This is a genomic window from Rhodococcus sp. Q1 (assembly GCF_004153645.1).
Lineage (GTDB): Bacteria > Actinomycetota > Actinomycetes > Mycobacteriales > Mycobacteriaceae > Rhodococcus > Rhodococcus gordoniae.
Window position 1 is genome coordinate 109,289 of sequence record NZ_SDMJ01000006.1, and the last position, 20,495, is coordinate 129,783.

Annotated in this window: 22 protein-coding genes; 7 read left to right on the plus strand and 15 right to left on the minus strand. The window is 69.5% G+C overall.

Features of this window, described 5'->3' with window-relative positions; genetic code table 11:
• Positions 1-3 precede the first annotated feature (3 nt).
• The 3 genes from EQ874_RS18130 to EQ874_RS18140 all read right to left on the minus strand — a co-directional run bounded on the left by EQ874_RS18130 (position 4) and on the right by EQ874_RS18140 (position 2,501).
• Positions 4-858, minus strand: a complete 855-nt coding sequence (locus EQ874_RS18130) for a hypothetical protein (protein WP_129977651.1) — start codon at positions 856-858, stop codon at positions 4-6.
• Positions 859-930: 72 nt separating this feature from the next.
• The gene (locus tag EQ874_RS18135; RefSeq protein ID WP_129977652.1) at positions 931-1,416 is read right to left on the minus strand and encodes a general stress protein; all 486 of its coding nucleotides are present in this window, start codon (positions 1,414-1,416) and stop codon (positions 931-933) included.
• A 125-nt stretch (positions 1,417-1,541) separates the two neighbouring features.
• The gene (locus tag EQ874_RS18140; RefSeq protein WP_026003197.1) at positions 1,542-2,501 is read right to left on the minus strand and encodes a CoA ester lyase; all 960 of its coding nucleotides are present in this window, start codon (positions 2,499-2,501) and stop codon (positions 1,542-1,544) included.
• Between the two features lie 58 nt (positions 2,502-2,559).
• Here EQ874_RS18140 and EQ874_RS18145 point away from each other — a divergent pair, with 58 nt between their 5' ends.
• The 5 genes from EQ874_RS18145 (at position 2,560) to EQ874_RS18165 (ending at position 7,666) form a co-directional block, all read left to right on the plus strand.
• Positions 2,560-3,834: a CBS domain-containing protein gene (locus EQ874_RS18145; protein ID WP_129977653.1), complete on the plus strand. Its 1,275-nt coding sequence runs from the start codon at positions 2,560-2,562 to the stop codon at positions 3,832-3,834.
• Complete coding sequence (locus EQ874_RS18150) at positions 3,827-4,348, plus strand: DUF1003 domain-containing protein (protein ID WP_016933728.1); 522 nt, start codon at positions 3,827-3,829, stop codon at positions 4,346-4,348. Before EQ874_RS18145 ends, EQ874_RS18150 begins: the two co-directional genes overlap by 8 nt.
• A gap of 107 nt (positions 4,349-4,455) precedes the next feature.
• Positions 4,456-5,358, plus strand: coding sequence for a hypothetical protein (locus EQ874_RS18155; protein ID WP_129977654.1), 903 nt, complete (start codon positions 4,456-4,458; stop codon positions 5,356-5,358).
• Between the two features lie 256 nt (positions 5,359-5,614).
• Positions 5,615-6,481, plus strand: coding sequence for a lytic murein transglycosylase (locus EQ874_RS18160; protein ID WP_207213578.1), 867 nt, complete (start codon positions 5,615-5,617; stop codon positions 6,479-6,481).
• A gap of 51 nt (positions 6,482-6,532) precedes the next feature.
• Positions 6,533-7,666, plus strand: a complete 1,134-nt coding sequence (locus EQ874_RS18165; RefSeq protein WP_129977655.1) for an Mrp/NBP35 family ATP-binding protein — start codon at positions 6,533-6,535, stop codon at positions 7,664-7,666.
• 84 nt (positions 7,667-7,750) lie between these two features.
• On the opposite strand, the gene tatB is transcribed toward EQ874_RS18165, so the two are convergent.
• From tatB to sigE, 4 genes are all read right to left on the minus strand, one after another.
• Positions 7,751-8,155, minus strand: coding sequence for a Sec-independent protein translocase protein TatB (tatB, locus tag EQ874_RS18170; protein WP_129977656.1), 405 nt, complete (start codon positions 8,153-8,155; stop codon positions 7,751-7,753).
• A gap of 71 nt (positions 8,156-8,226) precedes the next feature.
• Positions 8,227-9,681: a trypsin-like peptidase domain-containing protein gene (locus EQ874_RS18175; protein ID WP_207213582.1), complete on the minus strand. Its 1,455-nt coding sequence runs from the start codon at positions 9,679-9,681 to the stop codon at positions 8,227-8,229.
• 223 nt (positions 9,682-9,904) lie between these two features.
• Positions 9,905-10,237: a DNA-directed RNA polymerase sigma-70 factor gene (locus EQ874_RS18180; RefSeq protein WP_016932070.1), complete on the minus strand. Its 333-nt coding sequence runs from the start codon at positions 10,235-10,237 to the stop codon at positions 9,905-9,907.
• A 16-nt stretch (positions 10,238-10,253) separates the two neighbouring features.
• On the minus strand, positions 10,254-10,889 hold the full coding sequence (sigE, locus tag EQ874_RS18185; RefSeq protein WP_026002829.1) for an RNA polymerase sigma factor SigE: 636 nt from the start codon (positions 10,887-10,889) through the stop codon (positions 10,254-10,256).
• 315 nt (positions 10,890-11,204) lie between these two features.
• On the opposite strand from sigE, the gene EQ874_RS18190 reads away from it, so the two are divergent.
• Complete coding sequence (locus EQ874_RS18190; RefSeq protein ID WP_026002828.1) at positions 11,205-11,840, plus strand: O-methyltransferase; 636 nt, start codon at positions 11,205-11,207, stop codon at positions 11,838-11,840.
• A 70-nt stretch (positions 11,841-11,910) separates the two neighbouring features.
• Here the strand turns inward: EQ874_RS18190 and glgC are convergent, their stop codons facing one another.
• On the minus strand, positions 11,911-13,125 hold the full coding sequence (glgC, locus tag EQ874_RS18195; protein WP_037190186.1) for a glucose-1-phosphate adenylyltransferase: 1,215 nt from the start codon (positions 13,123-13,125) through the stop codon (positions 11,911-11,913).
• 114 nt (positions 13,126-13,239) lie between these two features.
• On the opposite strand from glgC, the gene glgA reads away from it, so the two are divergent.
• Positions 13,240-14,412, plus strand: coding sequence for a glycogen synthase (glgA, locus tag EQ874_RS18200; protein WP_064064426.1), 1,173 nt, complete (start codon positions 13,240-13,242; stop codon positions 14,410-14,412).
• Here glgA and EQ874_RS18205 read toward each other — a convergent pair.
• The 7 genes from EQ874_RS18205 to EQ874_RS18235 form a co-directional block, all read right to left on the minus strand.
• Positions 14,399-15,265, minus strand: a complete 867-nt coding sequence (locus tag EQ874_RS18205) for a putative RNA methyltransferase (RefSeq protein WP_129977658.1) — start codon at positions 15,263-15,265, stop codon at positions 14,399-14,401. The two genes, glgA and EQ874_RS18205, sit on opposite strands and share 14 nt — an antisense overlap.
• An 84-nt stretch (positions 15,266-15,349) precedes the next feature.
• Complete coding sequence (locus EQ874_RS18210) at positions 15,350-15,517, minus strand: DUF3117 domain-containing protein (protein ID WP_006554284.1); 168 nt, start codon at positions 15,515-15,517, stop codon at positions 15,350-15,352.
• A gap of 97 nt (positions 15,518-15,614) precedes the next feature.
• Positions 15,615-16,238, minus strand: a complete 624-nt coding sequence (locus tag EQ874_RS18215) for a DNA-3-methyladenine glycosylase I (protein ID WP_129977707.1) — start codon at positions 16,236-16,238, stop codon at positions 15,615-15,617.
• Positions 16,239-16,261: 23 nt separating this feature from the next.
• On the minus strand, positions 16,262-16,699 hold the full coding sequence (locus EQ874_RS18220; RefSeq protein WP_129977659.1) for a DivIVA domain-containing protein: 438 nt from the start codon (positions 16,697-16,699) through the stop codon (positions 16,262-16,264).
• Between the two features lie 52 nt (positions 16,700-16,751).
• Positions 16,752-17,669, minus strand: a complete 918-nt coding sequence (locus EQ874_RS18225; protein WP_064064429.1) for a glucosyl-3-phosphoglycerate synthase — start codon at positions 17,667-17,669, stop codon at positions 16,752-16,754.
• The gene (folP, locus tag EQ874_RS18230; RefSeq protein WP_064064430.1) at positions 17,666-18,586 is read right to left on the minus strand and encodes a dihydropteroate synthase; all 921 of its coding nucleotides are present in this window, start codon (positions 18,584-18,586) and stop codon (positions 17,666-17,668) included. The genes EQ874_RS18225 and folP overlap by 4 nt, the downstream gene beginning before the upstream one ends.
• A gap of 18 nt (positions 18,587-18,604) precedes the next feature.
• Positions 18,605-20,392 carry a long-chain-acyl-CoA synthetase gene (locus EQ874_RS18235; protein ID WP_277986191.1) on the minus strand — a complete coding sequence of 596 codons (1,788 nt, stop codon included), beginning with the start codon at positions 20,390-20,392 and terminating at the stop codon, positions 18,605-18,607.
• Between the last annotated feature and the right edge of the window lie 103 nt (positions 20,393-20,495).

Consider the following 20,495-nt stretch of genomic DNA (forward strand, 5'->3'; position numbering starts at 1 on the left):
CGCTCAGTTCTTCGTCCGCGCCAGATGCGCTTCCGCGGCCGAGACGGCGCGTTCGGCGGCCACCACCCGCTTCTTCGCCTCGGCCGCGGCACGACGCGCGAAGGTGCGCTGCTGCTCGGCGTGTTCGAGCTTCGCCCGCAGATCGGCGACCTCGTCTTCGTGGCGGGCCAGTTCCCGCTCCGCTGTCGCCGCCCCTTCGCGCGCCTCCTCGGCTGCGCTGCGCGCCGAGTCGAGCGCGGCGGCGGCCTCGTCGATCTGTGCCTCCCGAGCGGCCCGCTCGGCATCCTCGTGCTTTCCCGCCTTCTCGCGCGACGACGCCGTCCGGTCTTCCTCGTCCTTCCGGTCGGACCCGCCGCGGACGACCGTGAGCGGCATCGCGGACAGGTCGCCGAAACCGTCCGACTCGACGATCGCGTCGAGCCGGCCCTGGCGGACCTGATCGCCGATATCGGGATCCGAGAGCGCCGCGTTGAGGGTGCGTCCAACCTCCCGCAGGGCGCTCTCCGAGGCGCTGCGGCCACGATCGGCGGCGAGCCGTCCGGCATCGCGTTCGAGCGCGGCGACCACCCGGCGCCGCTGCTCGGAGAGTGTCCGCATCTCGCTGCCGGACAGTCGGCGCTGCGCGGTGCGCAGAGCCGCTCCGATGTCGAGCAGCGCGGCGAGTTCGTCGGCCCGTTCGCGCGCGAGCAGGTTGACCATCCAGGCCGCGACCGTCGGTTTGCGCAGCCGGCCGATGGCCACCGTCAGTTCGCGGTCGCCCGCTTCACGTGCCTGCGCCGCGAATTCGGAGCGGGCCGCCACGAAGTCGCCTGGGTCGAGGCCGTAGAGGGCGTCGGCCACCGAATCGAGATCGGGCATGGAATCGACAGTAGTGGCGCGGGGCAGGCCGCGACGAGTCTCGTCCTCGGCGGACTCGTGACCACCGGACGATCAGATCGCGAGCTTGGCGAGGATGTCGCGCGCCTTCTCGGCGGTGGGCGGCTGGCACAGCACGTCGTAACGGCCGGCGACGAGCTGCATGGTGGACGAGAAGTCGCGCTGGCCGCGGGTCGCGGCGTACGGGATGGTCGCCGAGATGAGCCCGAAGACGATGCCGCCGACCAGGCCGACGAGCAGCGGGCCGAGGAAGTCGGTGGAGAAGATGCCGAGCAGCAGACCGAAGAAGACGCCGAGCCACGCGCCCGAGACGATGCCGCCGCCGATCACCTTCGGCCACGTGAGCCGCCCGGTGACCCGCTCGACCTGCATGAGATCGACACCGACGATCGTGACGTCCTCGACCGAGAAGTTCTGGTCGGCGAGATGGTCGACCGCGCGCTGCGCCTCGACGTAGGTCGGGTACGAACCGACGGGCCAGCCCGTGGGAGGGGTCGGCAGACCGGGTACCTGGCGACCGGGTCCGAGGGGATTCGTCATGTCGTTCGGCTCCTTCGCGATACGCGCCGACCGTCGCGGCGCGGCGCCGGTCCCCATTCTGCCTCGACGAGGACCGGCTCGCCGCACTGGTTCGCCCGATATGTTCTTTTTACCGGTCGTCCCGATCAGGAGGCCGGCGGCTCGAACTTCTGCGTGCGCTGCAACCCGGCGGCGCGGCCCTTCGCGGAGATCACGAGAGCCATCTTCCGGCTCGCCTCGTCGATCATCTCGTCGCCGAGCATCGCGGCACCGCGGGCGCCGCCCTCGGCGGAGGTGTGCCATTCGTAGGCGTCGAGGATCATCTCGGCCTTGTCGTAGTCCTCCTGGCGGGGACTGAAGACCTCGTTGGCCGCATCGATCTGGCTCGGATGCAGCACCCACTTGCCGTCGAAGCCCAGCGCGGCGGTGCGCTGCGCCGACCGGCGGAAGGCGTCGACGTCGCGGATCTGGAGGTAGGGACCGTCGATGGCCTGCAGCCCGTGGGCACGCGCCGCCATGAGGATCGTCATGAGGATGTGGTGATAGGCGTCGCCGACGTCGTAACCCTCGGGCTGCTCACCGACGACGAGAGTGCGCATGTTGATGCTCGCCATGAAGTCGGCCGGGCCGAACACGAGCGTCTGCACACGAGGGCTCGCCGTCGCGATCTCGTCGATGTTCGTCAGCCCGAGGGCGTTTTCGATCTGCGGTTCGATGCCGATCCGCCCCACCTCGAGACCGTGGGCCTTCTCGACCTGCGTGAGCAGCAGGTCGAGCGCCTTCACGTGACTCGCGTCGGGCACCTTCGGCAGCAGGATCGCGTCGAGGTTCGCCCCGGCACCACCGACGACCGTCGCGACGTCGAGATAGGTCGCGTCCGTGGTCCAGTCGTTGACCCGCACGACCTTGATCTGGTCGCCCCAGCCGTCCTCGTTCAGCGCTTCGACGATCGTCGTGCGCGCCTGCTCCTTCGCCAGCGGTGAGACGGCGTCCTCGAGATCGAGGAAGATCTCGTCGGCGGGAAGGCCCTTGGCCTTGTCGATCATCTTCCGGCTGCTGCCCGGAACCGCGAGCACCGACCTCCGGGGCCTGAACGAAAACGACATGACCTGACCAGACCTCCGAGTTCCGGGAACAGCGTGGGCACGCTCTAGCCTGACAATCATGGCAGCAGTGAGCAAGGTCTTCGTCGCACGGCTGGCCGGACTGGTCGTACTCGGCCCCGACGGCGAGTCCATCGGCCGCGTCCGCGATGTCGTGCTGACCATCCGCGTCGGACGTCAGCCCCCGCGTGCGCTGGGGCTCGTCGTCGAACTGCCCACCCGCAAACGGATCTTCGTACCGATGTTGCGCGTGACCGCGATCGAGCCGGGGGCGGTCACCCTCGTCACCGGCAACGTGAGTCTGCGCCGGTTCACCCAGCGCCCCTCGGAGGTGCTCGCCCTCGGACAGGTCCTCGATTCCCGTGTGCGGGTCGACGACCCGGAATTGCCGGACCTGATGGGTGTCGACGCCGTCGTGGTGGATCTGGGACTCGAGCTCATGCGCACCCGCGACTGGGTCGTCGCCCGGGTCGCGGTGCGTCGGCATCGCGGCCGGCTCGCGCGCCGCTCCCCCATCCACATCGTGGAATGGCCGCATGTGCACGGACTCACCCAGCAGGCGTTGTCGATGCCCGGACAGGGTGTCGCGCAGTTGCTCCTGCAGTTCGAGGACATGCGCCCGGCGGACGTCGCGAATGCCTTGCGCGACCTGCCGATCAAGAGACGCACCGAGGTGGCCGCAGCGCTCGACGACGAGCGCCTCGCCGACATCGTGCAGGAGCTGCCCGCCGACGACCAGACCGACCTGCTCACCCAGCTCGGCCTCGACCGGGCGGTCGCGGTGCTCGAGGCGATGGATCCCGACGACGTCGCCGACCTCCTCGGTGAGCTGCCCGCCACGGACGCCGAGTCGTTCCTGCAGCGCATGGACCCCGAGGATTCCGAGTCGGTGCGCCGCCTGCTCGAGCACTCGCCCGACACCGCCGGTGGTCTGATGACGCCCGAGCCGGTGGTCCTGACCCCGGCGACCACGGTGGCGGAAGCCCTGGCGCGCGCTCGCAATCCGGACCTGAGTCCGGCCCTGGCGTCGATGGTCTTCGTGGTGCGCCCACCCACGGCGACTCCCACCGGGAAATACCTCGGCTGCGTCCATCTGCAACGATTGCTGCGGGAACCGCCTGCGAGCCTCGTGGGAGGGGTCGTCGACGACGACCTGCCGCGCCTGGCCCCCGACGACGCTCTGACCACCGTCACCCGGTATTTCGCGACCTACAACCTGGTGTGCGGTCCGGTGGTGGACGACGAGGGGCATCTGCTCGGCGCGGTGAGCGTCGACGACGTGCTCGACCATCTGCTGCCCGAGGACTGGCGCGAGGAGGACATCGAGGATGAGTGACCGCAGCACGCAGGGCCGCTCGCGCCTCGAGACCCCCCAGTCGTCGAGGTTCCGGTTCAACTTCGACGCCGAGGCGGTCGGCCGGGTCAGCGAGTCGATCGCGCGGTTCCTCGGAACCGGCCGTTATCTCGCCATCCAGACGATCGTCGTCATCGTGTGGATCGCCCTGAACATCACCGCGGTCGGACTCCAGTGGGATCCCTATCCCTTCATTCTTCTCAACCTGGCCTTCTCGACGCAGGCCGCGTACGCGGCCCCGTTGATCCTGCTGGCGCAGAACCGGCAGGAGAACCGCGACCGCGTGTCGCTGGAGGAGGACCGTGCCCGCGCCGAGCAGACCAAGGCCGACACCGAGTTCCTGGCACGGGAGCTCGCGGCCCTGCGACTCGCGGTGGGCGAGGTCGCGACCCGCGACTACCTGCGTCGCGAGCTCGACGATCTTCGCGCCCTGCTGGTCGACGACGAGAACGAGGACGACACCGGCGGCCCGCGTATGCGCGCGCCCCGGCGCTGAAGCGCGCGTCGCGCCGGTTGTCCGGCACGACCGGTTGCACACAACCCGACATCCTTCTGTAACCTTCGTCACAACACTCGGAGGGACGACCGGAGGAGGGTGATCGCGTGCGGTGGAAGTTCGCGCTGGCGATGCCGGTGATCGTCGCTGCCGGACTGGCGGCGACGGCGTCGTCGGCGACTGTGGTCGCGGAGACGACGTCCGCCGAGGCGGAGCCCAGCGCGGCTCCCGCGGTCGGCCTGGTCCCGGGCGAAGCGCGCGAGGCGCAGCCGCTGCGCAGCCCGAGCGACCCGCTCGCCCAGCTTCCCCCCGAGGCCGTGACACCGACTGCAGGAGGGGCGGTTCTCGGCGAGGGGCCGCTCGCGATCCCCGAACTCGTCTTCTACGCCTATCGTGCGGCCGAGATGCAGCTGGCCATCGATTCCCCCGAGTGCGGCCTGCCGTGGAACCTGCTCGCCGCCGTCGGACGCCTGAACTCCGGGCACGCGGACGGAGGTCGCATCGACATCCTGGGCACCGTGACCACGCCGGTCGTCACCCCCGAGGGCCTGCTCGGACCGATGCGTCTCGCTCCGTCGGTGTGGGAGCAGTACTCCGCCGACGGCAACGCGGACGGCACCGCCGATCCGCAGAACGTCTTCGACGCGACCCTGGCCGCGGGTGCCCGGATGTGCGCGGCGGGCGGAAACCTGCGTGAGCCCGACGGCGAAGCGCGTGCGGTGGCGTCGTTCGATCCGTCTCCCGACTTCCTCGCGAACGTCCGGACCTGGTCGGGTGCGTACGCGAAGGCCGCCGAGGTGGCACCTGCCGACCTCGCGCCGATTCCGGCGCGTCCGGTTCCGAATGCAGCGGATGTAGCGGCACCAGCACCCGCACCTGCTCCGGCCGCACCGCCCCTGCCGTCCGATCCTCCGGCCGAGGAGGCGCCCGCCGGGCAGACCGCCCCGGCCCCGCCTCCGATGCCCGGGTTACCCGAGCTCCCCTGCCTGGTCCCCGCCTTCTGCGAGTAACTGCCTTCTCCGAGTAACTGCCTTCTGCGGGTGACTCCCGGGCACACCCCGTGATGACGACACGCGCGACGCGCGTGTCGTCATCATTTTCTCTCCCGACGCGCGGTGCGTTCGACCAGCACGGATCGGCTACGTCCCCACGCGTGCACTCCCGTTACATCACGGTTGCGTAACAGAAGAGCATCGAATGCTGTAGCCTCGGCCCGGCACGTAACGGAGGTGTCTCGTTCCGAGGCACCCGAGGGAGGGTTATCCATTGGGCCGCCACGTCAAACCGTCGGATTCGAAGCTTCGGCGAAATTCCGTGATCGCGATGACCGGACTCGTTCCGGTCGGCCTGGTCGCCGCGGCGGCGACCACGGCGGGTGCGTCGCCGCGAGCATTGATGGGAGTGGCGCAGCACGAGACCGAGCCCACCGCATCGTCCGCCGGCACCGCCGACCTCGCGAGCGCGGTTCCGGAAGCGGTGGCAGCGGTACAGACCATCATGCTCGAGCCCGAACCGGCACCCGTGCGCACCTTCAAGGCGGCTCCCGAACCGGAACCCGAGCCCGAGGTCCTCCGCGAGGGCCCCCTCGGCATCCCCGGCATCAACTACGCCGCCTACCGCAACGCCGAGCGCATCCTCTCCGAGGAGAATCCCACGTGCGGCATGCACTGGACGCTTCTCGCCGGCATCGGCCGCGTCGAGTCCGGCCACGCGAACGGCGGCAAGGCCGACGCCAAGGGCAACCTGTTCGAACCCGTGATCGGACTGCCGCTCGACGGCAGCCTGCCCGGCCAGGCCACGATCCCCGACACCGACGGCGGGGCACTCGACGGCGACACGGTCTACGACCGTGCGGTCGGGCCGATGCAGTTCATCCCCACCACGTGGAACCAGTACGCGGGCGACGGCAACGGCGACGGTGTCGCCGATCCCCAGAACCTCTACGACTCGACGCTCACCACCGCGAAGTACCTGTGCGACGGTGGCCTCGACATGCGCAACCTCGCGCACTCGACGAAGGCGATCCACCGCTACAACAATTCGATGGCGTACGTGGCGAACGTGCTCGCCTGGTCGACCGCCTACTCCACCGGCATCGACCCGAGCCCGGCGGATCTCCCCCGCATCCACTGACGACCGCACCCGTGTCCGGACGCGACCTCTCTGCCGCCTACCATGGGCGTCATGGCAGTCAGTGAGTCCGACGTCCGCAGTGCGCTCGCACGGGTCCAGGACCCGGAGATCCGCAAGCCCATCACCGATCTCGGGATGGTCAAGAGCATCGAGATCGGCGCCGACAGCAGCGTCGATGTCGCCATCTACCTGACCACCTCCGGGTGCCCGATGCGCACCGAGATCTCCGAGCGCGTCACCAAGGCCGTCGCCGACGTCGCCGGAGTGGGCGAGGTGCGCGTGACCCTCGACGTCATGAGCGACGAGCAGCGCACCGAACTCCGCAAGTCGCTGCGCGGCGACTCCACCGAGCCCGTCATCCCGTTCGCCCAGCCCGGGTCGCTGACCCGCGTCTACGCTGTCGCCTCCGGCAAGGGCGGAGTCGGCAAGTCGTCGGTCACGGTCAACCTCGCGGCGGCGATGGCCGCGCGCGGTCTGTCGGTCGGTGTCCTCGATGCCGACATCTACGGTCATTCGATCCCCCGGATGCTCGGCACGTCGGCCAAGCCGACGCAGGTCGAGCGGATGATCATCCCGCCGGTCGCGCACGACGTGAAGATGATCTCCATCGCCCAGTTCACCGAGGGCAACACCCCCGTGGTGTGGCGTGGCCCGATGCTGCATCGCGCGCTGCAGCAGTTCCTCGCCGACGTCTTCTGGGGCGACCTCGACGTCCTGCTGCTCGACCTGCCGCCCGGCACGGGCGACGTCGCGATCTCCGTGGCGCAGTTGATCCCCAACGCCGAGATCCTCGTCGTGACCACGCCGCAGCAGGCCGCCGCCGAGGTCGCCGAGCGTGCGGGTTCGATCGCGTTGCAGACCCGCCAGCGCATCGCCGGCGTGGTGGAGAACATGTCGTGGCTCGAACTGCCCGACGGCACCCGCATGGATGTCTTCGGCAGCGGTGGCGGTCAGGCCGTCGCCGAGCGACTCACCCGGGCCGTGGGTGCGACGGTGCCGCTGCTCGGCCAGGTCCCGCTCGATCCGGCCGTGCGCGAAGCAGGCGACTCCGGCACTCCGATCGTCCTCGCGGCGCCCGACTCGGCACCCGCGGTGGCATTGAAAGAGGTCTCCGACAAGCTCGCGGTGCGCAAGCGCGGCCTGGCCGGCATGTCGCTGGGAATCGACACCACGCGCCACATCTAGGACGAGAACCGATCGAGCCCCTGCCGTTGTCACGGCAGGGGCTCGATATAGGTAGAGCGCCGATCCGGTCTCGGCCGGCGGCGATCAGGTGGCGTCGGGGTCGATGGGTGGCTTCTCGTCGCGTGCGAGCGGCTTCGACAGATTCGGCCGGGCCGCACCGTTGGTCGGGGTTCCCGGTGACGTCGCGGACGGCGTGTCGACATTGCCGGTGAGGATCGCGTCGTCGCCGTCGAGCAGATGCTTCGTGATCACGGCCCGGGGAGTCATGCCGCGCAGCTGGTTCAGTTCCGACAGCGGTTGCCGCAGGTCGTCGAACTCCGGCCCGAGCTCCTGCTGGAGCTGGTCGCGCGCACCCGAAGCGTAATCACGCACCTGGCGCAGCGACCTGGCCACCCACGAGACGGCACCGGGCAGCCGCTCCGGGCCGAGCACCACGAGGGCCGCCACGATGAGTACCAGGAACTCGCCCCAACCGATGTTGCCGAACACGCATCCAGGGTACGTGGTCGCGTCCGAATCGCATCACCTACGAGGAAGGTCACATCACGCGACGGGACCGCTCAGTCCGAGACGGGGGTGACCTCGACGTCCACGAGGCGGCCGTTGCGCACGAGCTGGACGGTGACCGGCTCGTCGATCTCCTGCTGCTGGACCGCCACGACGAGCTCATCGGCGCTGGTGACCTCGCGGTCACCCACCTTGACGATCACATCGCCCTCGACGATCCCGGCGCGCTGGGCCGGGCTGCCCTGCCGCACGTTGGCGACCTCCGCACCGCTCGCGACGTCGTTGACGACGGAGCGCGCGTTCACGCCGATGTCCGGATGCCGCATCTCCCCGTTGCGGATCAGCTCCTGCGCCACCTCGGTGACGTCGTCGATGGGGATCGCGAAGCCCAGCCCCACCGAGCCACCGGTCTCCGACTTGATCGCGGAGTTGATCCCGATCACGCGACCCTCCATGTCGATGAGGGGGCCACCGGAATTGCCGGGGTTGATCGAGGCGTCGGTCTGCACGGCGTCGATCACCGCATCGGTGTCGGTGCCCTGCCCGCTGAGCCGCATGGGCCGGTGCAGCGCGCTGACGATGCCGCGGGTGACGGTCTTGCTCAGGCCGAGCGGTGACCCGACCGCGACGACGTCCTCGCCCACCTGGACGTCGTCGGAGCGGCCCAGTTCGGCGACGACCAGGTTGTCGACGTTCTCGACGGCGAGCACCGCGAGGTCGGTCTTGATGTCGCGTCCGACGATCGAGGCGGGAATCTTGGTGCCGTCGTCGAAGGTGACCTGCACCTTCGCGTCGGGATTGCCGGCGGCCATCGAGATCACGTGGTTGTTGGTGACGATATAGCCGGCACCGTCGATCACCACGCCCGATCCGGTGCCGGCGTCGCCGCCGACGGTGGTCTGGATGGAGACGACCGCGGGCAGCACGGTGTCGGCGACCCGCGCGACCGCGCCGGTCGGCCGTTCCTCGTCGGAGCCCGACTGGCTCAGTGTCACTCCACGACTGGTCAGCGAACCGTTGTCGGCGGTCGCCAGCGCGACGACGAGCCCGCCGACCATGCCGATGACGACGGCCACCGCGGCCAGTGTCGCGAGAGCGCGGGGGTGGACACGACGGTCGAACAACACCTCGCGCAGGGTGAGTCCGGGTGCCGGAGGAAGCTCCCGCGCCTCGGTCTCACCGGCCATGGGCGGACCCAGCCGCACCGCCGAGTCGGGGTCGCGCCAGGGATCGGTCTCTGCCTCGTTCTCGGCCTCGCCCGCCGGTTCCGAGGGGGGACGCTGAAGTGTCTCGTCGGCATCGGACGGCCGTCCGTAGGCCTCGGCGAAGATCGCGTCGGGCGGAGGCGCCTGACGGACACGCGGGTCGGCGACGCGGGGATGAGCCGAGGAGTCGAACGATCCGTCGGCGCCGGCCGGGCGTCCGAAGACACGTGCCGAAGCGGGATCGACGGCCGGGCGGTAGACGGGCCGGGGGTCGAGGCGAGGCGCGTCGGCAGGACGGGGGATCGCGCCGTCCGGCAGGTCGGGCCCGGCCGACGAGGCGTTGCCGGACGAGCCTCTCCCCGACGAGGCATGGGGCAGCTCGTCGCCACGACGAGGGCCGTCGCCGGCCGGTCGTTCGGTGTGCTGCGCAGATTCGGCCGTCACGCGTGCCCGTCTCCCCCGTATAGGTCCGTCACGCAGCCCAGTATCACCGATGGCATCGGATCACCTGTTACCGACCGTCCGGTCACCGGCGCCGGAGAATCGACCACCGGCGCGCGGCGAACCGGTCGTCCGCCTGCGGATGCGGGGACGGATCGCACAGGTGTGAAGGAATGCTGCTCAGCGTTCCCAGCAGCGAACTCGGCATACGGGGTACGTGATCGGCGGCGGACCGGAGTGCGTGGCGGGCCTGCTGCTGGGCTTCGACCTCGGCGGCGCACTCGGGACACATCGACAGGTGCTGGGCGGCCCGCATGTAGGCCGCCATGCGCAGTTCGCCGTCGACGAATGCGGCAACTGCCTCGCTGGCGAGATGTTCCGTGGAGCCGAACCTGCGAGGTGGTTGCACCATCGTCATCACTACCTCCCGGCGGCTACCCCGCATCGACGCGACCGTTTTCGGCCTTTCCGTGCTCGCGCAGGTACTCGCGGAGTGCCTGGCGGCCTCGGTGGATACGACTTCGTACCGTACCGAGTTTCACCCCCAGTGTGGCACCGATCTCCTCGTAGGACAGACCTTCGATGTCACAGAGCACCACCGCGGCACGGTACTCGGGTCCGAGCGAGTCCAGTGCGGACTGCAGATCGGCGCCGAGACGCGCGTCGTGATAGATCTCCTCGGGGTTCGGCCCTGCGGCCGGTACCCGATCGTAGTCGTCCGGGAGCGCTTCCATCCGGATGCGGTTCCGGCGGCGCACCATGTCCAGGAAGAGATTCGTGGTGATGCGGTGCAACCAGCCCTCGAACGTGCCGGGCTGGTAGTTCTGCAACGATCGGAAGACGCGGATGAAGGTCTCCTGCGTGAGATCCTCGGCGTCCTGGGCATTACCGGAAAGACGGTAGGCGAGGCGGTAGACACGGTCGCCGTGCTCACGAACGAGCTCGTCCCACGACGGCATGGCCGTGCGATCCCCGGTGGCATCGAACGCCGCGGTGCCGCTCAGGTCCGCCTCGAAGGCAGCGTCGAGCGCCGAGGCGTCGTACTCGGGAACGGTGTGGGATCGGGTCATGTGGATCGCTGGATCCTCCTCGTCGGGACCGCGGACGGACACGGGCTTCGGGGCCTGCAACACTCGATCTGCGCGGGATATTCCTCGTGGGAACGTCCCCCGCGGCGGTGTGTCCTCGAAGTCGTGAACCGGAGCGATCGTCTGGTTCGTCGATCGTCAGTCTTCCTCGCGGCGATGTGGTCGCCGTATGAGTAGCCTGAAACGTCCCTGAGAAAACCGCCCCGGGCGTGATCCCCCTCGGAATCACACAACTCACGGCACCATTCCGTGCGCGCCTGCCTGCGCGAGCGAATCGCCGAGGATAGCCTCGGTGAGGTGCAGACCAACGCCGATCGCATTCTGACCCACGCCGAGAACATCGTCGTCGAGGACGAGGAACTCGCCGCGGCGCGTGACCGTGCCGAAGATCTGGGTGCCGACCCGGTCTCCCCCTCCGTCGGAGCCGCCCTTGCGATGTTCGCCCGCATGCTCGACGCCAGGACTGTGGTGGAGATCGGCACCGGTGCGGGTGTGAGCGGGCTGTGGTTGCTGCACGGTCTCCGCGAGGACGGCGTGCTCACCACGATCGACAGCGAACCGGAACATCAACGCGCGGCGAAGATCGCCTTCCGTGAAGCCGGCATCGTGGCGTCGCGCACCCGGCTCATCAACGGCCGGGCGCTGGACGTGCTGCCGCGACTCGCCGACTCCGGCTACGACATGGTCTTCGTCGACGCGACCCCCGCCGACCATCCGCACTTCGTGCGCGAAGGGGTGCGCCTGCTCCGGCCGGGCGGGGTGATCGTGCTGCACAACGCCCTGCTCGACGGGCGGGTCGCCGACCCGGCCGCGCGCGACGCGACGGTGCTCGCGGTGCGGGAGGCCACCCGTGCGGTGTCCGACGACGAGCGTCTCGCACCGGTGGTCCTGCCGCTCGGCGACGGGCTCCTCTGCGCGGTGCGACTCAGCTGATCTGCGCGGTGCGCCTCAGCTGATCTGCGCGGGTGCGCCCGGGCCGAGAACGTCCCCGGCGAGCGGGCGCTCAGATCCAGATGCCCTTGCCGATGGCGACGACACCACCGTTGCTGACCGCGAACCGCTGCCGGTCGCGCTCGAGGTCCACGCCGATGATCTCACCGTCGCCGACGACGACGTTCTTGTCGAGGATCGCTCGGCGTACCACCGCGCCCTTGCCGATGCGCACACCGGGCATGAGCACGCTGCCCTCGACGGTCGCTCCGTCGTCGACCATGACGTTCGAGCTGAGCACCGAGTTGCGGACCGTGGCGGCCGACAGGATGCTGCCGGCACCGACGATCGATTCCTGCGCCAGACCGCCCTGCACGAACTTCGCGGGCGGAAGGTTCTCGGCCGCCCCACGGATCGGCCACCTCCGGTTGTAGAGGTTGAAGATCGGGTGGACCGACACGAGGTCCATGTGGGCGTCGTAGAAGGCGTCGAGCGTGCCGACGTCGCGCCAGTAGGCACGGTCGCGTTCGGTCGCGCCGGGGACCACGTTGTCGTTGAAATCGTAGACGTGGGCCTCACCCTGCTCGACGAGCGCGGGAATGATGTCGCCGCCCATGTCGTGGTCGGAGTCGGGATTCTCCGAGTCGGCGCGCAGCGCCTCGACGAGGACCTTCGTGGTGAAGACGTAGTTGCCCATCGACGCGAACGTGACGTTGGGGTCGTCGGGCGTCCCGGGCGGGTGCGCGGGCTTCTCGAGGAACTGGGTGATCCTGCCGCTCTCGTCGCTGTCGATGCATCCGAACGCGAACGCCTCGCTGCGCGGCACGCGGATACCGGCGACGGTGACGCCGGCTCCCGACTCGATGTGCTGACGCACCATCTGCTCGGGATCCATCCGGTAGACGTGGTCGGCACCGAAGACCACGATGTACTCGGGATCCTCGTCGTAGACCAGGTTGAGCGACTGCAGGATCGCGTCGGCGCTGCCGGTGTACCAGCGTGGACCGAGACGCTGCTGGGCCGGCACCGGGGTGATGTACTCACCCGTGAAGCCCGACAGGCGCCAGGTCTGCGAGATGTGCCGGTCCAGGGAGTGCGACTTGTACTGCGTGAGAACGCAGATGCGCAGATAGCCGGCGTTCACGAGATTGCTGAGCACGAAGTCGATGAGGCGGTACGCGCCCCCGAACGGCACTGCTGGCTTGGCTCTGTCCGCGGTCAGCGGATACAGACGTTTGCCCTCGCCGCCGGCGAGAACGATTCCAAGCACATGGGGCTGGCTCCTCACACGCTTCAACCTATCCCCCGACCCAGGCCGCCGCCAGCGAAGCGGGATCTCGGCGTCGGATCACACAGTCCGGGCCGGGTGGCCGGAACCCGCGCGGCCCGCTAGTTTGAGGCGGTGAGGGTGGCAATGATGACGCGGGAATATCCGCCTGAGGTGTACGGCGGGGCCGGGGTCCACGTCACCGAACTCGTCGACCGACTGCGCCGACTGGTCGAGGTCGACGTGCACTGCACGGGCGCACCGCGCGACACCGCGTTCGTGCATTCCCCCGACCCGGCGCTCCGCGACGCCAATCCCGCTCTGACGACCCTGTCCGCCGGGTTGCGCATGGCGCATGCTGCCTCCGGCGTCGACGTGGTGCACTCCCACACCTGGTACACGGGCCTGGCCGGACATCTCGCCGCCGAACTCCACGACGTTCCGCACATCCTCACCGCGCACTCCCTCGAGCCGCGACGGCCGTGGAAGGCCGAGCAGCTCGGAGGCGGCTACCGCATTTCCTCCTGGTCCGAACGCAACGCCGTCCGGTACGCCGACGCCGTCATCGCCGTCAGCGACGGGATGCGCCTCGACGTGCTCGACGCGTACCCCTTCGTCGACCCCGCACGGGTCCACGTGGTGCGTAACGGGATCGACACCACCGTCTGGCATCCGGGTCCGGCCGCCCCCGGTCACGAATCCGCGGTCGCCCGGCTCGGTCTCGACCCGGACCGCCCGATCGCCGTGTTCGTCGGCCGCATCACCCGGCAGAAGGGCGTCGGGCACCTGATCGCCGCGGCACACCACCTCGATCCGGACATCCAGCTCGTCCTGTGCGCCGGCGCCCCCGACACCCCCGAGATCGCTGCGGAGACCGAACGCGCGGTGGCGGCCCTGCAGGACGCCCGCAACGGGGTGCACTGGGTACGCGAGATGCTGCCCACCGAGTCGGTCCGCGAACTGCTCTCGGCGGCGACCGTTTTCGTCTGCCCCTCGGTGTACGAACCGCTGGGAATCGTCAACCTCGAGGCCATGGCCTGCGAGACCGCCGTGGTCGCCTCCGATGTGGGCGGTATCCCGGAGGTCGTGCAGGACGGAGTCACCGGACGCCTGGTGCACTACGACGCCTTCGACACCGAGACCTACGAGCGCGCCCTCGCCGCGGCCGTCGACGAGGTGGCGAGCGACCGCCATCGCGCCGCGGAATGGGGTCGGGCCGGTCGCAACCGCGCCGTCAGCGAATTCTCGTGGGCGCAGATCGCCCGCCAGACCGTTGCCGTCTACCAGCAGGTGCTCACGGCGCGCTGAGTTCGCCGGCCGTGTCGATCCGTCGCCACGCGGTGACGGTGACCGACACCGTCACCGCGAACGGGTCGGGCAGCGAGGCCAGCAGCTGCTCGCGCCGCTCGGACGTGACGTGGTGCGCCGACGGGCCCATCCCCGCGACGAGACCGAGCACGTCGCGCGGGAGGGCGGCCGTGAAGCGCACGTCCGTTCGTCCCACCCGCTCGAAGTGTCCCGACAGCGCGGAGGACAGCCGTTCGGTCTTCTTGTCGTCCACGCTCACCATGCCGGGCAGCGCGACCAGCTCACGCAGATGCTCCGAGGTGGGCGTGGCGACGACGAGCGTCCCTCCGGGCTCGAGCACGCGGTGGCTCTCGGCCGCGTTGCGGGGCGCGAAGATCGACAGCACGTGTGTGAGCGAGGCCGACCGTACGGGCAGCCGCTGCCACGCGTCGGCCAGGATCGCACCGGTCCGCGGATGACTGCGGGCGATGCGTCGCACCGCGGGCTTGGAGACGTCGAGTCCGATGCCGCGCGCCGCCGGTATCGCGTCGAGCACGCTCGCGAGGTACCGACCTGTTCCGGCACCCACCTCGAGGATTGCCGCAACCGTGTCGTCCGTCGATTCGACGCACACGTCGGCCACCGCATCACGGATCGGGTCGTAGTGCCCGGCCCCGAGGAAATCGGCGCGGGCGGCGATCATCTCGGCGGTGTCGCCGGTGAAGGGTGTCGAACCCCCGGCGAGCAGCGACACGTAACCCTGGCGCGCGACGTCGAAGCTGTGCCCGCGATCGCACACCACGACGTTGTCGTCGAGGTCGAGCGCGGACTCGCAGTGTGGGCACGCGAGAAGGTCGATCACATCGGCGAGCATCGCGCCTCCGATCGTCTTCTCAGGACGACACCGGGCCCCGCGCGCCGAGGAGCGCGGGGCCCGGAGTGCCCTGAGAGGGGCCGATCAGCTGGTGACACTCTTGAGTTCGTCGCCGAGTGCCGCAGCCTCTTCCGGCGTGAGCTCGACGACCAGACGTCCGCCGCCCTCGAGTGGAACCCTCATGACGATTCCTCGTCCCTCTTTGGTTGCTTCGAGGGGACCGTCCCCGGTCCGGGGCTTCATGGCCGCCATCCTCTGCTCCCTCCAAATCTGCACCCGACCGCCGGGCGCGTGGGTTACCGTGTGGTTGCATCGCCGATCGCGGCGACGCGCACCCTCTCATTCTTCCCTATCCGGAATACGTGCGCGTAGCTGACTCCTGGGTAAGAGACCCTTCCGGGTTCTGCGGACCGAGTGACACCCAGCACGATTCCAGGTGATCGTCGACCATCCCGGTGGCCTGCATCAGCGCATATGCAGTGGTAGGGCCCACAAATCGAAAGCCGCGACGCTTCAGCTCACGGGCCATCGCCGTGGACTCCGCTGTCACCGCCGGAACCGACTCGATCGTGCGCAACCGTCGCGCGCGTCGCGGCGGTGCGAACGACCACAACAGGTCGTCGAGGGCGGTGGGTAATTCGAGCACGGCCCGCGCGTTGGCGATCACCGCCTCGATCTTGCGGCGGTTGCGCACGATGCCCGCGTCGGCGAGCAGTCGTTCGACGTCGGCCTCCGTGAAACAGGCGACCGCATCGACATCGAACCCCCGGAACGCCGCGCGGAAGGCCTCGCGCTTGCGCAGGATCGTCAGCCACGACAGGCCCGACTGGAACGCCTCGAGCGAGAGCCGCTCGAACATCTCGTCGCGCCCGTGCAGCGGCCGGCCCCACTCGCAATCGTGGTAGTCGCGGTAGAGCGACGAACCGGGACCGTCGACGGCCCACGGGCACCGCACGCGGTCGCCGGTGTCGATCACGGCCCCCTGCTCGTCGGGCCTCACCGTGACTCCCCCGTCGACTCCGACGACGCGCGTTCGGTGACGCTCTCCCCATCGACGTCTCCGGCCCCGGCCCCGGCAACATCCTCTGTCTCGACATCCTCTGCCTCGACGTCCTCCTCGGCGCCGTCGACCGACGACTCTCCCGCCGCACGCGCCTCCGCATCGGCGAGCCGGACCCGCAGATCGTCGACCTCGCGGGCGAGACGATCGAGCGCCCAGTCGACCTCGCTCATCTTGTAACCCCGCACGGTCTGCTGGAACCGCAGGTCGCGGATGTCGGTGCCGGTGACGTCGGTGGCGGGCAGCACCGTGACGGTGGTGCCCGGAGGCAGCGGTGCCAGCGTCTCGCCCCGGCCGAAGACGGCGCTCGCGACGAAGAACAGCACCGCGGCGACGCCCGCCATCACGAGCACGTACAGCAGAACCGTGAGCATGCTCCGATCTTGGCACGAGCGGCCGACACCGGCCGGGGTACCGGCCGTCGGTTCAGCCGGTGACCGTCACCATCGGGGGCCGGTCGGTGAGATCGACGATGGTCTCGAACGGCACGAACGCGTCGCCCTCCACCAGGAACTGGGTGAGCGGCGCACCCGAGTCGGCGATTCCGCACCGCGCGAGCATCGTGCCCACGATCTGCCGGCTCATCGCCCCGAGCTCGGACAGCGGGCGGTTGCGGTGCTTGCGGACTCCGAGATTGACCTGTGCGATCGCGTGGAGACCGAACCGGTCGTAGGTGTCGAGCAGCAACCCGATCTCCACTCCGTAACCGGGTGCGAACGGGACCGACTCGAGCAGTTCCCGCGTGCCGGCGTACTCACCGCCGAGCGGTTGCAGCACACAGGTCAGCTCCGGCCGCAGCGCCGCGAGCAACGGCCGTGCGACGAGTTCGGTGACCCGGCCACCGCCGTGTGCGTCCTCGCCTCCCCCTGTGCGCAACGGCCGCCGGTAGTAACCCTTGACGAGGTGGACGCCGTCGCCGAGCAACAGCGGCCCGAGCAGTTTCGGCACGAAAGCCGGGTCGGGATCGATCAGATCGGAGTCGACGAAGGCAATGATGTCGCCGGAGGTCGCGGCAAGCGACCGCCACAGCACCTCGCCCTTGCCCGGGACGGGCTCGATGCCCGGTACCGCCTCCTCCCGGGACAGGACGCGGGCGCCCGCCGCCCGTGCCCGCGACGCGGTCTCGTCGGTGGAACCCGAATCGAGAACCACCAGTTCGTCCACGAGACCACCGAGCAGCGGGTGGATCGTGTCGATCACTCCCGCGACGGTGTCCTCCTCGTCGAGGGCGGGCAGCACCACGGTCACCGTGCGGCCCGCCTTGGCCTCGATCAGTTCATCGATCGCCCAGGTGGGCCGGTCCCAGCTGTTGGCCTCGCCCCACGTGCGTGCAGGTGCACTCATGCCAGCCCCCTCACCGTGCGCACCGGCGGACGCGTGCCCGCGATCGCCGCGACCATGTCGACCACCCGACGTGTGGCTGCCACCTCGTGTACCCGGAACATCCGTGCGCCGGCCGCTGCGGCCAAAGCTGTCGCTGCCAATGTGCCCTCCAACCGGTCTGCGAGTTCGACTCCCAGAGTCTCCCCCACGAAGTCCTTGTTGCTCAGCGCCATAAGCACAGGCCACCCGGTTTTTACAAGAACGTCCACGTGCCGCAACAGAGCGAGTCCGTGATGGGTGTTCTTTCCGAAATCGTGGGTCGGATCGATGAGGATCGAGTCGCTCGCCACGCCGGCGCGGGCGGCGGCATCCGCGGCCGCGGCGACCTCCGCCGCCACCTCGTCCACGACGTCGGCGTACCTCACGCGGTGCGGCCGGGTGCGCGGCACGGCACCACCGGTATGGGAGCAGACGATGCCGGCCCCGAGTTCGGCGGCGACCGCGACGAGCTCCGGATCGGCGCCCGCCCACGTGTCGTTGATCAGATCGGCACCCTCACCCAGGGCGCGACGCGCGACCTCGCTGCGCCAGGTGTCGACGCTGATGAGCACATCCGGGTACCGCTCACGGATCGCGGCGACGAACGGCACGACGCGCCGGATCTCCTCGTCGCTGTCGACGACCTCGCCCGGCCCGGCCTTCACCCCACCGATGTCCACGAGATCGGCACCCTCGGTTACCGCGCGGTCGACGGCTGCGAGCGCCGCGTCGTCCTCGAAGGTCGCTCCCCGGTCGTAGAACGAGTCGGGCGTGCGGTTGACGATCGCCATGACGAGCGCACGGTCGGTGGCGACCGGGCGCCCGCACAGGGTGGACGGTGCCGGACCGGGGCGGGTCACGGGGGTCTGCTCGTCGACATCGGTCGCGGGGCCGCTCATGATCCCATCCTGACATGCTCAGCGACCGGGCAATTCACCCTTCGCGACGCCGTCGACGAAGCCGTCGAAGATCGGCCGGTACCCCTCGCTGCGACTCGCGAGCACGTACACGGCGTCCTCGCCGGTCTCGGTGTGGCCCTGTTTGCGCAGATCGACCTTCCGGCTCTTGAAGGTCGTCGTGTACTCGAGCTCGTCGACGACGCGGACGAAGAGCGGAACCGCGTAGTCCGGCAGCGCGTCGTGCAGTGACTTCGCAAGTGCCGCCCCATCGAGCTCGACACCCTCCTTCAAGGTGATCGCGGCCATCCCGGCGCGACCGTCGGCTCCCTCGACCTCCACGCCGTAGACGACGGCCTCGGCGACCGTCTCGTGCGACGACACCGCGGCCTCGACCTGCGTCGTCGCGACGTTCTCGCCCTTCCAGCGGAAGGTGTCGCCGAGCCGGTCCACGAAGGCGACGTGCATCCAGCCCTGGTTGCGGACGAGGTCGCCAGTGTCGAACCACACGTCACCGTCGGAGAACGCGTCGCGCAGCAGCTTCTTCTCGGTGGCTTCCGGATCGGTGTATCCGTCGAAGGGTGCGCGGGAGGTGACCTTCGCGAGCAGCAGCCCGACCTCGCCCTTGCCGACCTTCGTCAACCGGCCGTCGTCACCGCGCCGCGCCTGCCCGGAGTCCGGGTCGAACTCGACGACGGCGTACGGCAGCGGGCAGATTCCGGCGGTGCGCTTCTGGTCGAGCGCATTGATGAAGGCGATGTTGCACTCGCTGGCCCCGTAGAACTCCGCGATGCGGTCGATGCCGAAGCGTTCGGTGAACTCGTCCCACAGTTCGGCGCGCAGACCGTTGCCGACGGCCAGACGGATCCCGTGGTCCGCGTCGTCCTCCCGCTGCGGCTGGTTGAGCAGGTAGCGGCAGATCTCGCCGATGTAGATGAAGGCGGTGGCGCCGTTGCGCTCCGCGTCGTCCCAGAAGTTGGAGGCCGAGAACTTCCGGCCGAGCGCGAAACCGGCGCCGGCGGCGAGCACCGAGGACAACGCGACGGTGAGCGCGTTGTTGTGGTAGAGCGGCAGGCACGAGTACAGGACGTCGGTGCTGCGCAGGCGCACCCCGAGGCTGCCGAGTCCCGACATCGACTTCAACCACCGGAAGTGCGTCATGCGGCTGGCCTTCGGCAGGCCTGTCGTGCCGGAGGTGAAGATGTAGTAAGCGGTCTCGGAAGCCCGGAGACTCTCGGTGACGGCAGGATTCGACGCGTCGGCGTCGCGGGCGGCGGTGTCCAGTTCACCGAAGCGCAGCGCGGTGCGGGCCTGCGGTTCGTCCCCGAGGGAGTCGACGGCCTCCTCGCACTCCTCCCCGATCACCAGGACGGCGCTGTCGAGCAGCGACAGGCTGTGCTCGAGCACCTCGCCGCGCTGGTTGATGTTGAGCATCCCGGCGGCGGCGCCGAGTTTGACCGCGGCCAGCGCGACCAGCAGTGTCTCGGGCCGGTTTCCCATGAGGATGCCGACGACGTCGCCCTTGCCGACACCACGATCGGCGAGCACCGAGGCATACCGATTGACCCGCGCGTTGGCCTCGCCGTAGCCGATCGAACCGCCCTCGAACCGCAGGAAGGGCCGCTCGGGGTGGCGCTCGGCGAGTTTCTGGAAGACCGAGCCGATCGTCTCGCGGGCGCTCGGCTTCCGGGTCATCCCGGCCGCTCCGCGCAGCACGATGGGGAGATCGGTAGCCATCCGGGGCAGTTTCGAGACGAGTCCGGGCAGGGATACGACGGGGGCGTTGTCTCGATCGGATCGAGTGGTCACGACAGGTTTCCTCACGGCGGCGTCGGGGGCGGGTGGGTTCGCTCGGGCGACACCCACGGCGTCCCCCGAACTTACCGAAGAGTAGATAGGCGCGCGGCGAAGT

Coding starts and splice junctions, on each gene's coding strand:
- EQ874_RS18130 (WP_129977651.1), bottom strand. CDS start 858: ATGCCCGATCTCGATTCGGTGGCCGACGCCCTCTACGGCCTCGACCCA.
- EQ874_RS18135 (WP_129977652.1), bottom strand. CDS start 1,416: ATGACGAATCCCCTCGGACCCGGTCGCCAGGTACCCGGTCTGCCGACC.
- EQ874_RS18140 (WP_026003197.1), bottom strand. CDS start 2,501: ATGTCGTTTTCGTTCAGGCCCCGGAGGTCGGTGCTCGCGGTTCCGGGC.
- EQ874_RS18145 (WP_129977653.1), top strand. CDS start 2,560: ATGGCAGCAGTGAGCAAGGTCTTCGTCGCACGGCTGGCCGGACTGGTC.
- EQ874_RS18150 (WP_016933728.1), top strand. CDS start 3,827: ATGAGTGACCGCAGCACGCAGGGCCGCTCGCGCCTCGAGACCCCCCAG.
- EQ874_RS18165 (WP_129977655.1), top strand. CDS start 6,533: ATGGCAGTCAGTGAGTCCGACGTCCGCAGTGCGCTCGCACGGGTCCAG.
- EQ874_RS18180 (WP_016932070.1), bottom strand. CDS start 10,237: ATGACGATGGTGCAACCACCTCGCAGGTTCGGCTCCACGGAACATCTC.
- sigE (WP_026002829.1), bottom strand. CDS start 10,889: ATGACCCGATCCCACACCGTTCCCGAGTACGACGCCTCGGCGCTCGAC.
- EQ874_RS18205 (WP_129977658.1), bottom strand. CDS start 15,265: ATGCTCGCCGATGTGATCGACCTTCTCGCGTGCCCACACTGCGAGTCC.
- EQ874_RS18210 (WP_006554284.1), bottom strand. CDS start 15,517: ATGGCGGCCATGAAGCCCCGGACCGGGGACGGTCCCCTCGAAGCAACC.
- EQ874_RS18220 (WP_129977659.1), bottom strand. CDS start 16,699: ATGCTCACGGTTCTGCTGTACGTGCTCGTGATGGCGGGCGTCGCCGCG.
- EQ874_RS18225 (WP_064064429.1), bottom strand. CDS start 17,669: ATGAGTGCACCTGCACGCACGTGGGGCGAGGCCAACAGCTGGGACCGG.
- folP (WP_064064430.1), bottom strand. CDS start 18,586: ATGAGCGGCCCCGCGACCGATGTCGACGAGCAGACCCCCGTGACCCGC.